This is a genomic window from Nocardia sp. JCM 38205 (assembly GCF_058222935.1).
In genome coordinates, this window is record NZ_JBYHFL010000002.1 from 73,220 (window position 1) to 86,586 (window position 13,367).

General features: G+C 67.1%; 10 protein-coding genes. All 10 read right to left on the reverse strand.

The window, feature by feature from the left end:
- The coding region (locus AC4HOU_RS07170; protein ID WP_490724293.1) for a hypothetical protein at nt 1-186 on the reverse strand (186 nt) is incomplete at its 3' end.
- 42 nt (nt 187-228) lie between these two features.
- Entirely contained in the window at nt 229-2,157 is a 1,929-nt protein-coding gene (locus AC4HOU_RS07175; protein WP_490724294.1) for an alpha/beta hydrolase-fold protein, read from the reverse strand.
- A 169-nt stretch (nt 2,158-2,326) separates the two neighbouring features.
- Nucleotides 2,327-3,361 (reverse strand): alpha/beta hydrolase, encoded by a 1,035-nt coding sequence (locus AC4HOU_RS07180; RefSeq protein ID WP_228806775.1) that lies wholly within the window; start codon nt 3,359-3,361, stop codon nt 2,327-2,329.
- A 560-nt stretch (nt 3,362-3,921) separates the two neighbouring features.
- Nucleotides 3,922-4,974 carry an alpha/beta hydrolase gene (locus tag AC4HOU_RS07185; RefSeq protein WP_163813549.1) on the reverse strand — a complete coding sequence of 351 codons (1,053 nt, stop codon included), beginning with the start codon at nt 4,972-4,974 and terminating at the stop codon, nt 3,922-3,924.
- Nucleotides 4,975-5,353: 379 nt separating this feature from the next.
- Nucleotides 5,354-6,445, reverse strand: coding sequence for an alpha/beta hydrolase (locus tag AC4HOU_RS07190; protein WP_375139390.1), 1,092 nt, complete (start codon nt 6,443-6,445; stop codon nt 5,354-5,356).
- A gap of 183 nt (nt 6,446-6,628) precedes the next feature.
- A complete protein-coding gene (locus AC4HOU_RS07195; protein ID WP_195020405.1) occupies nt 6,629-8,578 on the reverse strand; it encodes an arabinofuranosyltransferase AftB family protein in 1,950 nt (649 codons plus the stop codon).
- Nucleotides 8,579-8,582: 4 nt separating this feature from the next.
- Nucleotides 8,583-9,515, reverse strand: coding sequence for a decaprenyl-phosphate phosphoribosyltransferase (locus tag AC4HOU_RS07200; protein ID WP_130919802.1), 933 nt, complete (start codon nt 9,513-9,515; stop codon nt 8,583-8,585).
- A 19-nt stretch (nt 9,516-9,534) separates the two neighbouring features.
- Nucleotides 9,535-10,146: a phosphatase PAP2 family protein gene (locus AC4HOU_RS07205; RefSeq protein WP_228806547.1), complete on the reverse strand. Its 612-nt coding sequence runs from the start codon at nt 10,144-10,146 to the stop codon at nt 9,535-9,537.
- Nucleotides 10,147-10,151: 5 nt separating this feature from the next.
- Nucleotides 10,152-12,086 (reverse strand): glycosyltransferase, encoded by a 1,935-nt coding sequence (locus AC4HOU_RS07210; RefSeq protein ID WP_194990942.1) that lies wholly within the window; start codon nt 12,084-12,086, stop codon nt 10,152-10,154.
- A gap of 41 nt (nt 12,087-12,127) precedes the next feature.
- Entirely contained in the window at nt 12,128-13,357 is a 1,230-nt protein-coding gene (gene glf / locus AC4HOU_RS07215; RefSeq protein WP_194990943.1) for a UDP-galactopyranose mutase, read from the reverse strand.
- Between the last annotated feature and the right edge of the window lie 10 nt (nt 13,358-13,367).

Genomic DNA, 13,367 nt, shown 5'->3' on the forward strand with positions numbered 1-13,367 from the left:
GCCCCCTTTTTTTTTTTTTTTCCCGTGGCGTCTTTTGTCTTTTTGCGCGCGCAACTGCCGCGGAAACACGAGACGGGCCGCAAACCGCTCAGGTTTTCCAGGGGGGCGAACACCGAGGGTAATACCCAGACCGGGATACGGCTGCTCAGCTACGAAGTGTGGCACATGACACAGACCTCGGTTCATCCATCCGCACCCTTCCCCGATCGGCGATGACCTGGCCGAAGATCAGGGGTGCACTTGGGCCTTGCCGTCGCGGATGGTGATGTGACCGGCCTGGAAGTTCTGCTGAACCCCGCCGGGGATGGCGAACTCGTCGCTGATCGGGAATCCGAGGCGGCCGTTCTCGTAGCCCGCGTCGCGCCAGGCGTCCATGATCGGCCCATTGCGCACCGCCCAGGCGCCCGACAGCGGGCTCCAGTAGATGTTGCCGCCCTCGAACCGGCTGTAGCGGCCGAGATCCTTCAACGGCTGCTCCGGCGAGGCGGGGAAGCCGAGCCAACTGTTCTCGAAACCCATGTCGGCGTATTTGCCGAGGATCAGGCCCTCCACCCGGTGCACGCCGGTGGCCGGGCTGAAATACATGGGCCCGCCCTCGAATCCCTGCACCGCGCCATCGCGATTGGGCGTCTTGATCTCCGGGCCGACCGGGTAGCCGGCGGGACCGCCCTCGAATCCCTGCCTGCCCCACTCTTCGAGAATCGCCCCGCGCACCACCTGCGCGCCGGTCTGCGGAGTCCAGTACAGCGAACCATGCTGGAAGGTCTGCAATCTGCCGCGCCCGTCGGGCAATCCACGTTCGGGGCCGGTCGGCAGGCCGAGCGCACCGGCCGGGCCGGCAGCGGCCTGATAGCCGCCGCCGATCATGCCCGCGACCGGATGTGCGCCACCATCTTTGGAGAAGAACACCCGGCCGTGCCGGAAGTCCTGGGCCACACCGCCGTTCACCGGGTACTCGCCGGTCAGGCAGTCGCCGAGCCAGCCGTTGGCGGCAACCACCGGACCGATGGCCCCACCCACCTCGCACGCGGGCTTATCGGCTTCCACGCCGAGCGCGGCAGCGGCCTGCGGCCAGGACTGGCGCATCTCGAAATCCCAGTACGGCCACGAATGTGTGCCGGAGGCACGGTAGTTCACCTGCACCGGGATGCTCAGGTCACCGAGCTTGGTGACGAAGTTCTGCGACGTCATCCTGGACAGGATCTCCAGGCCCATCCCGGCCAGATTGGTGCTCACGCCCGGCACCACACCGCTCGGTGCGTCGTGCGGCCCGGTGGCACCGGAACCGCTGGAGACGTAGAGGCTGATCCCCTTCAGCTTCTCGGCCAGCAGGTACGGATCGTGTTCCTCCCACAGTGGGCTGGTCGGCGGGCCCCACATGGCGGTGGAATCGAACCCACCGGCGTCGCGCATGGCGAACTGGATCGCCTGCGGCATACCGAGCGTCGTCGTGGTGAGGAAACCGGAGTAGGAGGCGGCGTACTTGACGAAATCCTTGTTGCGGGCGGCCAGGAACATGGCGGCGGTACCGCCCATCGACAGGCCTTCCATGCCACGCACATTCGTGGCCCGCCACTGGCCCTCGAGTAGCGGCGGGAGTTCCTTGGTCAGGAAGGTCTCCCACTTGTAGTTCTTGCCGTTGTTGGGCTCGAGCCAGTCGGAGTAGAAGCTGGATTGCCCGCCCACCGGCAGCACCACGGTGACGTTCTTGTCGGCGAAGAAATCGACCGCGCCCGCATCTTTGATCCAGCCGCTGACGTCCTCGGTGGCGCGCAGGCCGTCGAGCATGTACAGCACCGGGAACTTCGCGTCGGGGCGGGTGTTCCAATCCCGGGCCAGCAGCAACCGCACCTGGATCGGTGCGCCCATGGCGGGCGAGTTCACCCACAACTCGACATGCCGATCGGTCAGCCAGATGACATTGCGCACCGAAGCCGGCGCGGCGGCGGTGACCGCGGGCTGAGCGTCGGCGGCCGGCGCATGCACCACGCCGAGCCCCGCCGCGAAGGGCAGCACCAGCGCCGTGGCGAACGCGGGCAGGAACGTGCGCGGCTGCCGGCCGAACCGTGCGCCGCTGCCCTGCCTACCGCGCGCAATACCTACCACAGGGATGTTTGTACCCCGGTCGGGCCGTGGTTCCGGGGATGACGCGCCCATAGCAAACCATTTGGTTCGCCGCCTGTTTCCCGCCATCGGCTCCGGTCACGCCGGCGGTGGAGCCGTATTCGCTTACCGCACAAGCGAACACGGGTCACCACACAGCAAACGGCGCCGCCCGCTTCCGTAGGAAACGAACGGCGCCTTCGAGCGCGTCAGCGACCGATGATCACCAGCCGCCGGTGGCGTCCAGGAACATCTTGCGGGAGGCGAACAGCTGGCCCTCCCAGTACTTCCAGCTGTGCGTACCGGCAGCCGGGAAGTCGAAGTGCGCCTGGATGCCGAGGGTGCTCAGGCGGGCCTGGAAGGCGCGGGTGTTCACCAGCGACAGCGCCTCGAGGGCCATCGCGTTACCGGTGTTGAACACGCCGATCGCCGAGTTCGGGTGATCGTGCGGACCGGGCAGGCCGCTGGCCGCCGAGATGTACATCGGCAGACCCTTCAGCTGCGGCGCGAACACGAACGGGTCCATCCGCAGCCAGGCCGGGCTCCACGGCGCGGCCATCGAGTCGACGTTGTAGCGGCCGGCGTCGAGCATCGCGATGCGGATGGCCTCACGCATACCGGGCGCGGAGATGTTCAGGTAGCCGGAGTAGGACGCGGCGGCCTTGAACTGATCGCGGTGGTAGGCGGCCAGGGCCAGGGCGGCGCTACCACCCATGGACAGACCGGCGACCACGTTGTTGGTGCGGGAGACGCCGTAACCCTCGAGGAAGGTCGGCAGCTCCTTGGTCAGGAAGGTCTCCCACTTGTAGGTGGTCTTCTGACCGTTGGTGTTGGACGGCGCGTACCAGTCGGCGTAGAAGCTGGACTGGCCGCCGACCGGCATCACAAGGGTGATGTTGTCATTGGCGAACTGCTGCATCGCGTTGGTCTCGAACGACCAGGCGTTGCGGTCGTCGCGGGCACGAAGGCCGTCGAGCAGGTAGAGCGCGGCGTTGCCGCCGCGGCTGGCCCACTGGACCTGCACCTTGATCGGACCCATGCTCGACGGAACCATCAGCTCCTCGTAGCCACCGGCGGGCGCCCGCAGCGCGGGGCCGTGCACCGGAGCCGCGATGGCGGCGGTCGGAGCAGCCACACCCGCGGCGATCGGCAGCGCTAGCGCCGCAGCGCCGACGGCCAGAATCCGGTTACGCCAACTGCGAGGCGCGCCTCGCCGTCCCGTGGTCCTCTTCGGGGCGGCCGCCCTGCCGAAACGCATGAATCCTGCTCTCTTTCTGCTGTTGTGGAGCCACCCGCGGCTGCGGGCGACACCCGTTCTGTGTCAACGAGACGCCGCCGGGGCCTGTACCCGAATCCCGACCTTCCGGTACAGCCGTCGACGGCGCTACAACGATCTGGTCACACTGATGCTCGCTGGACGATATTCGACCCCCGAATCGTTAGCAAGACCCGGGGTTGCAGTGCGGGCCGAAATCCGTCCGCGACAATCAGTGATCGTGCGGTGACACTACCGTGTCCCGCGGTTGATGTCGCGACGGACCTCATTATTTGTTCGTTATCCCAAATCAACGGGCGCGCACCAAGATCACGAACGCCGAGGGAACGTTCCGGTCCGCCGGATGAAGTGATCATGAACGGACCGCAGCGAACTCCTCGCGGCATCGAACCCGGCAACTTTCCCGCGTACTTCGCACATCGCACATCGATTCGAGGAATAGCGGCAGAAATGCGCCGGAAATAGCCGGACAACATGAATTCGGGCCCTGTCCGGACCACCCGTGAGGGGTGTGCCGAACAGGGCCCTGCCGAATGCGGGGCTCAGCCGATATGCGCCGAGAGATCCGGCGTCATCCGCGCGACCTCTTCGGCCCAGTAGGACCAGGCGTGAATACCGACGTTCGGGAAGGAATAGACCACATTGTTGGCGCCGAGCGTCGCCATCCTGATCTGGAAGGCACGGGTGTTGGCCAGGGCCAGCGCCTCGAGCGCCATACCGTTCACGGTGCCGGCCGTTGGGCCGTCGGTCGGGCCGGGCAGCCCGCTGCCCGCCGAGATCCACAGGCGGGTGTTGTTGTCACGCAACCGCGGCGCGAACACGAACGGATCCATCCGCAGCCACTGCGGGCCCCATGGCGGCGCCATCGAATCGACGTTGTAGCCGCCGGCGTCGAGCATGGCCATCCGGATCGCCTCGCGCATACCCGGTGCGGAAATGTTGAGGTAACCCGAGTAGGAACCGGCGAAACTGAACTGGTCCGGGTGATAGGCGGCCAACGTCAGTGCGGCGCTACCGCCCATCGACAAACCGAATACGCCATTACGGTTCGGATTGAAGCCGAGCCGGTCGCGCAGCGCCCAGCGCAGATTCTGGGTCAGGAAGGTCTCCCACTGGTACCGGTAGCTCTTACCCGGGCCGGCGGCGAGCGCGTTGAGCGCGCCCGAACCCGACGACGAACCGGTGCCCGGCGGGATGCCGGCGAAACTACTCGGCGCATTCCAGTCGGCATAGAAGCTGGACATACCGCCGACCGGCATCACCACATTGATGTTCCAGTCGGTGAGCAGTTGCGCGACGTTGGTATCGATCTCCCAGCCGCTCAGCGTCTCCGGGGCGCGCAGACCGTCGAGGGCGTAGACCACTCGGTTGGTGTTGCCGTCCTTGGCGCGGAAGACGCGCGATTTGATAGGGCCCATCCCGGAATCGACCCAGAAATCGAAACCGGCCGGGTTGAACGCCGCCGAGGCGGGAGCGGCCGGACCCGCTATGGACACCCCCATGGGGACGAGCATCGCCGCGGCGACACCTACCGCCGCCCGCTTCACCCATGAGCCGGACCGCGTCGTTCTACCGGGCCTGCGCGCACTTCGCATTCCACTAGACCTTTCGCCTGAACGGCCGGTCAGCAATCGCATGGCTACGACACCGGCCTCCTCATCGGACACCGGGTGACCGCGTCGGACGATCTCGAGACGCACCCACCTGTGTGCATGTTCCTGGTGTATCAATCGACAATGAATGCCTCCATGTTGCTGGATGGTGATCCATCCCACAACTCCGGCGGGCTTCCGTATGCACATTCGTTGCCGGGAGCTGTGTTGGATTGCGGCTCCTTCGTCGCGTCTGTTCGTGGCCCCGGGGAAGTCACGAACCGGGCTCCTCGGGATCGCCCGCCCTGGGTCGCACCAGGTACCCCGGGAAAGCAGAAGGCCGCTCGGTGGGTGCCGAGCGGCCTTCTGGTCGGAATCCGGTCTAGCCGATGTGGGCCGACAGGTCCGGAATCATCCGGTAGACCTCGGACTCCCAGTTCCGCCAGTTGTGCACACCGACGGGCGGGAAGCTGTAGGTCACGTTGTTCGCGCCCAGCGTCATCATGCGGACCTGGAAGGCGCGGGTGTTCACCAGCGCCAGCGCCTCGAGCGGCATGCCCTGGATGATGTCCAGCGGCGCTGTGGCATCCGCCGGGCCCGGCAGGCCACTGCCGGCGGCGACCCACAGCCTGGTGTTGTTGGCCTTGAGTCGCGGTGCGAACACGAACGGGTCCATCCGCAGCCACTGCGGGCCCCACGGCGGCGCCATGGCGTCGATGTTGTAACCGCCCGCGCTCAGCATGGCCACGCGCAGCGCCTCACGCATACCGGGCGCGGAGATGTTCAGGTAACCGGAGTAGGAGCCGGCGAAGCTGAACTGATCCGGATGGTAGGCGGCCAGGGTCAGCGCGGCACTACCGCCCATCGACAGGCCGAAGACGCCGTTGTTGTTCGGGTTGAACCCGAGCCGGTCCCGCAGCGCCCAGCGCAGGTGCTGGGTGAGGAAGGTTTCCCACTTGTAGGTGTTGGTCTTGCCGAGGGTCTCGGTCCAGCCGGAGGAACCCGTCGCGGCCGAACCGGACGACGAGCCCGACGACGAACCCGCCGAACCGGTGTTCAGGCCGAGGAAATCGCTCGGGCCGTTCCAGTCGGCGTAGAAGCTCGACGGACCACCGACGGGCATGACCACGTTGATGTTCCACTTGGTCAGCTCGCGGACGACCTCGGTCTCGATCTCCCAGCCGCTCAGGTCGCCACGGGCGCGCATACCGTCCAGGGCGTAGACCACCCGGCTGGTGTTGCCGTCCGCGGCGCGGAAGACGCGGGACTTGATCGGCCCCATCTCCGAATCGACCCAGAAGTCGATTCCGGCGGGGTTGAATGCCGCCGACGCCGTCGCGCCGGGGCCTGCCACCGACGCCCCGAGCGGTAGCAGCACTGCCAGCGACATGAGCATCGATCGCTTCAACCAGGAACCGGCTCTTCGGACTCCCGGTCGGCCACCGTGCGCTCTGCGCGCGATCACGCCTCGCATGTGTTCTCGGCCTTTCGTCATGCGGCGGTCGCCGCGTTCCTCGGTGCCACCGTGCCCCGGCCCACGTTTCGGGCAGGACACGGCGGGGTACCACGGCAGCCTAACCCGTGACCTATGCCAGAGCGTTATCAAAACGAGACAAAGTGAGGCACGCCGCTTTGTTCGCGGCGTGTCGACAACGCGCTAGCGGGGCGGTTGCGGGTAGGGGTCGACCAGCCCGCAACGCTGGATCTCGTACTTGGGCACCCGCTCGATACGGTACTTCGCGAAGTTCAACGCGTTGCGGAGGTTGTGCTTGAACCGGTCCCATGTCAGCTCGCCGCGGTAGGACAGCAGCAGGGCGTGGGTCTGCGGGCACGACATCGCCACCCGCGCCTGGGTCACCCATTTCTCGTCCAGGTACCAGGGCATCCACGGCTTCTGATCCACCATGCCGGTGTCCACGATGACCCAGTCCGGGAACAGGCTCTTGTCGTGGCCGATGCGGCCGTCCTCGAGCCGCTCGGTGTGCGCGGCCAGCGGGTAGGCCAGCCCCATCGGGTCGATGACGCGCACGTCCAGCGGGACGTTCATGCTGGTCATGCCCAAGTTCAGGAAGTAGACGGTATGGCCGGCACCGCCCTCGGGGATGGGCTGCGGCGGTGGCGCCACGTACCAGAACATGAACGACGGCGAATTCAGCAGCAGCCCGCCGTTGGGATTGGCCATGATGTCGTTGACCATGGGCCGCATCCGGGCGTAATCGAGGTAGTCCTCGGCCAGGATCGGATGGTCGTGGCCGGTGTTGAGCACGTAGTAGACGCGTTCGTCGACGATGCCGGACGAGCTGATCTTGGTGCCGGTGGTGATCGCGGTGGTGCCCATCGCCAGCAGCGACCACACCACCGTGCCGACCAGCGCCAGCGAGGTCAGCACGAAGGCACCGCTGCCGGCCGAGATCGATCGCAGCCCCGCTTCTGGCAACCGCACCGGCAGCACCGCGACCGGGGCCAGCAGGCAGAACAGTTGCGACAGCAGCATCCGGCCGTGCATGAAATCGCCGCCGACGCGCAGGGCGTAGACGGTCAGGATGACGCCACTGCCGAGCATGAGGGCGACGACGGCACTCGGTGAACGCAGCCACTGCCGGAACCGGATCGTCCAGCGGGCCCTCGGCTCATCGGGATCCTCGGTCTCGGCCTGCTCCGCGCCGGCCCGTCCGGCACGCGCCGCGACGATCCCGGCGACGAGCAGGATCAGCAGCGGAACCCAGAGGAAGTACGGCCCGACCAGATCCCACAGGTAGGTGAAGCCCTGCCCCCATTTCGCACCACCGGCATCCTTGGCCACGGCCGTATTCGGGTACGGCAGACCGTAATAGCCCATCCGCCAGATCTGGTAGCCCAGCGGCAGCAGGCCGGCGACCGCGACGATGATCAGTCGCAGCAGGCTCGGGCGCAGCCGGGTGGCCGGCATCGGCGCCAGGAAGATCATCAGCAGCGCCAGTCCGCCGACCAGCGTCATCTCCGGGCGGATCAGCGGCGCCAGACCGGCGAGGAACACCAGCCCGAGCAGGCCGGGCACCCGGACGCGTTCGGCCTGGCTCCACCGCACCATCAGCCAGAACAGCAGGCCGAGCCAGGCGATGACCAGACCGCTCTCCAAGCCGGAGGTCACGTAGTCACGGGCGGGCGGCACCGCGATGTAGGCCAGTGCGCCCGCTGGCAGCAGCAGCGCCGAGGACGATCCGCCCCACAGCCGCGCCGAGCCGAGCATGGCGAACACGATCGCCAGCACCGACAACGTCAGCGCGACGCCGAGCACCACGTACTCCAGCCGCGCCTGGGTGAGCCAGCTGAAGAACCAGACGATATAGGTCCACGCTGTGCTGGTGTTGGTTTCGACCCGTTCGCCCGCGTTGAACACCGGGCCGTTGCCCGCGAGCAGATTGCGCACGGTGCGCAGCACGATCAGGCCGTCGTCGGCGATCCAGCGGCGTTGCCAGCCACCGATCGCGAACAGTGCGGCGGTCAGCACCACCCCACCGACGAATGTGGCCCGGGATAGTCGGGCGATACGCGAGGCCGGGGCGGGCTGCTCCTCGGCAGCCGCCCGCTCCGCGTATTCGGTTCCCTCCGCTCCCGCTACCAGCATCTCGTCAGGTGAGATAGACAGCGACACCTACCGCTCCGATCCAGGCGATTGCGAGGAACTGGAGGACCCGGTCCCCCAGCGCGATCTCTTCCGGTTCGCCGGCCTCGCCGCCATCGACGTCGACCGCGTACCGCAGGATTGCGATGGTAAACGGAACCATCGAGATGGCGTACCAGTTCGTGTTATTGGCTTCGCCCTGCTCGAAGGCCCACAGGCCGTAGAACACCACGACCGCCGTCGCGGCCAGCGTCCAGATGAAACGCAGGTAGGTGGGCGTGTAGTACTCGAGCGACTTGCGGATCTTGGCGCCGGTACCCAGCGCGATCTGCAATTCGGCGTAGCGCTTGCCCGCCGCCATGAACAGCGAACCGAAGGCCATGATCAGCAGGAACCACTGCGACAGGCCGATATCGGCGGCCGCGCCACCGGCGACGGCGCGCAGCAGGAAGCCCGAGGACACGATGCAGATGTCGAGCACGGCCTGATGCTTGAGGCCGAAGCAGTAGGCGAGCTGGATGCCGATGTAGACCGCCATCACGACCGCGAGCTGCCACGATGCCAGCAGCGAGCCGAGGATCGAACCGGCAAGCAGCACCACCGCGAGCATGTAGGCCAGGTTCACCGGCACCACACCGGCCGCGATCGGCCGGTACCGCTTGGTCGGGTGGGCGCGGTCGGCCTCGACGTCCATGGAGTCGTTGACCAGATAGATGCCAGAGGCCGCCATGCAGAACACGACGAACGCGATCGCGACATGCGCGAGCACCGAGGCGTCGCCGAGCACATCGGGGCCCGCGGCCAGCGGCGCGGCCAGCACCAGGACGTTCTTGACCCACTGCCGGGGCCGGACCGCCTTGATCAGGCCACCGGCCAAGGTCTTGGGCGGGCCCTTGACGACGGCTTCGGCCAGATCGGCGCCGGTCGGCTCTTCACTCATCTCAACCAAGGCCTTTTCTTCAGTGGTCATGTTTACGCGCCCGTCGCGAAGCCAATCGCTTCTCGGTACCGATCAACGCGGCAGCCGACGCCGCACCGAGCGCGGAACCGGCGAGCACATCCGAGGGGTAGTGCACCCCGAGCACGACCCGGGACAGCACCATCGGCGGGACGAGCACCGCTGGCAAGGGTAGCCCGGTCAATCTGCCGAGCAACACCGCAGCGGCGGCGGTGGAGGTCGCGTGCGAGGACGGGAAGCTGAGCTTGCTCGGCGTCGACACGTTGACCTGCACCGACGGATCGTTCGGGCGCGGGCGGCGGACCACCCGCTTGATCACGATCGAGGCCGCGTGCGCGCCGACCGCGCCGACCGCAACCCCGGCCCACTGCCTGCGGCGCGGCTTGTCCACCAGCCAGCCGGCGGCGGCGATGCCGACCCAGCCGAGCGCGTGCTCACCGAAGTGCGACATCGCGCGGGCGGCGGAGACGACGGTGGGGTTGGCGCCGATGGTGCCCTGCACGGCGTTGATGATCGCGACCTCGCGCGGGACCTCGACGTATTCGCCGCTGCACGCGCAGGCGCCGCCGCACCCCTCCTGGGCCGGATCGACCAGGGGCAGGCTCGGGTTCATCGCGTTCACTTCTCGGTTCCGTTCTGACTGACGCCGAAGGTCTTCTCCCATGCGGCCGCGCTGGTCAGCTCGGCATGGGCGGCCCGGTAGCGCTGCTGCATCTCCGGGAAACGGGCGGTGAGTTCCTTGCGCAGCCGCAGCGCTTCCTTGAGCAGCTCGGCCGCCTTGCGCGGATCGCGCTTGCGGTAGACGACGCCGCGACCATCGGCCGTGGTCACGGTGACGCCATCGACCTGGGAGAGCAGGAACCAGCGGGCGTCCAGCGTCGGCACGTTCAGCTGGGGGGTGTCGTGGTTGACCGGATCGACCTTGCGGAAGTTGTGCACCACACCCTTGGCCAGGCGCGCCACCTTGGCCAGCGGATTACCGGGCTCGCCGACCGCGCCGACGCTGTGGTGGCTGGCCATCGGCAGCTCCGTCGACGACGGCAGCACCACCGCGTCCGGGTAGTCCTTGCGCATCGCGTGGATCTTGCCGAGCGCGCTCGGCAGCAGGTCGAACAGGCCCTCGGGGCCTGCGAGGAAATCGCGGATCGCCTCGTTCTGGATCGCGACCGTGGAGTACTCCAGGCAGAGCAGATGCTTGAGCGTGGCCTTGATCGTGTTGACGACCATCGGCTTGCCGTCGCCGGGCAGATGCAGCGAGGCGACCACCAGGCGATTGCGCAGATGGAAGTACGCCTGCCAGTCGATGGCGTCGTCCTTGTCGCTCCACGCCATATGCCAGACCGCCGCGCCCGGCAGGGTGACCGTCGGATAGCCGGCGGCGCGGGCGCGCAGGCCGTACTCGACGTCGTCCCATTTCAGGAACAGCGGCAGCGGCTGACCGAGCTCCTCGGCGACCTGACGCGGGATGACGCAGGTCCACCAGCCGTTGAAGTCGACGTCGATGCGCCGGTGCAGCAGCTTGGAGTTGTCCCGGTCGCGCAGCGGATACTTGGAGAAATCGTGGTCGTATTCGACGTTGGGCGCCGCGGTCCACATGAAGATGCCGCGGTCGACGACCTCGCCCATGGTGTGCAGATGCGAGCGTTCCTGCAGGTTGAGCATCTGCCCGCCGACCAGGATCGGCGATTTCGCGAACCGGGCGAAGGCCAGCGCGCGCAGGATCGAATCGGGCTCGATCTCGATGTCGTCGTCCATGTAGACGATGTACTGGGCGTCGGTGGTCTTCAACGCCTCGTACATGACCCGGCTGTAGCCGCCGGAACCGCCGAGATTGGGCTGATCGTGGATGGCCAGCCGGTCCCCGAGTACCGCCGCGGCCTCGGCGAAGCCCGGTTCGTCGACGACCTTGCGGTTGCCCTGATCAGGGATGATCACGGCCTTCATCTGATCGAGCACCAGCGGATCCGAGCCGAGCGCCGCCAGGGTCTTCACCGCGTCGGTCGGGCGGTTGAACGTCGGCATGCCCACCGCGATGCTGCCGTCGCCGGGCGCCTCGACCGGGGCGTACCAGCCGCCCGCCAGCAGGGTGACCGCGGTGTCGGTGGTGATGTCGAACCAGATCCAGCCGCCGTCCTCGAACGGGGCCAGCTCGGTCTCGAACTCCACGAAGGTCGAGTCGGCGCCGGGTTCGACCGCGAATTCGCGGCCCTGCACGTGGATGCGGGAACCGTCGGCCTTGGAGCGGTAGACGTCGACACGGCCGTGCCCGGCCAGCTCCAGCCGCAACACCACCGAGCTCAGGATGCTCCAGCGGCGCCAGTAGCTGGCGGGCAGCGCGTTGAAGTAGGTGCAGAACGACACCTCCGACTCCGCGCCCACCGACAGCGAGGTGCGGGTCGGTGCGTGCGCGCGACGGGCGTTGGTCGGCGATTCCTCCAGGTAGAGGGTCCGCACGTCCAGCGGTTCGCCCGGCCGCGGCAGGATGATGCGTTGCAGCAGCGCCTTGGCTCGGGTCTCGGTCGTCATCTCTTCCAGAATCGGTTGCGAGGTCATTCGTTCCCTGTGGTCGCGGCGTGGATTCGGGGCCTGCGCACCTACGCCTGCTCGCTGTCGGTCAGCGGCGCGCCCGATTCCAGATGCGGCCTGAGCACATTGTCGAACATGCTCAGCGCGCTACCGATGGCCATATGCATGTCCAGGTACTGGTAGGTGCCCAGACGGCCACCGAAAACGACCTTGGCCGTTGCGGTTTCGTTCTTGGCGCGCTCGCGGTAGGCCAGCAGCTTGGCGCGGTCCTCCGGCGTGTTGATCGGGTAGTACGGCTCGTCACCGGTCTGCGCGAAGCGGGAGAACTCGCGCATGATGACGGTCTTGTCTTCCGGGTAGGCGCGCTCGGGATGGAAATGGCGCGGCTCGATGATGCGGGTGTAGGGCACGTCCGCGTCGTTGTAGTTCATCACCGAAGTGCCCTGGTAGTCGCCGGTGGGCAGGACCTCGGTCTCGAAGTCGATGGTGCGCCAGCCCAGCTCGCCCTCGGCGTAGTCGAAGTAGCGGTCCAGCGGGCCGGTGTAGACGACCGGAGCGTCCGGATTCGCCGCCCGGATCTCCTCACGCACGTCGAACCAGTCGGTGTTCAGCCGCACCTCGATCAGGTCGGAGGCGGCCATGTTCTCCAGCCACTTCGTGTACCCCTCCTTGGGCAGGCCCTCGTAGGTGTCGTTGAAGTAGCGGTTGTCGAAGGTGTAGCGGACCGGCAGCCGGGTGATGTTGCCCGCGGGCAGTTCCTTCGGGTCGGTCTGCCACTGCTTGGCGGTGTAGTCGCGGATGAAAGCCTCGTAGAGCGGGCGGCCGATCAGCGAGATCGCCTTCTCCTCGAGGTTCTGCGCGTCCGCGGTGTCGATCTCGGCGGACTGCTCGGCGATCAGCGCCTTGGCCTCGTCCGGGGTGAAGTAGCGACCGAAGAACTGCGAGATCAGCCCGAGTCCCATCGGGAACTGGTAGGCCTGTCCCTTGTGCATCGCGAACACGCGGTGCTGGTAGTTGGTGAACTCGGTGAACTGGGTGACGTAATCCCAGACCCGCTTGTTCGAGGTGTGGAACAGGTGCGCACCGTACTTGTGCACTTCGATCCCGGTCTGCGGATCCGGCTCCGAATAGGCGTTACCGCCGATGTGGTGGCGACGGTCGAGCACCAGCACCCGCTTACCGAGCAGCGTGGCGGTGCGTTCGGCAACGGTCAGCCCGAAGAAGCCGGAGCCGACCACGATCAGGTCGAAGGTGGAATCGGAGGACGCGGAGTTACCGGGGGACGATGCGACGGTCACGGGAGCCCAG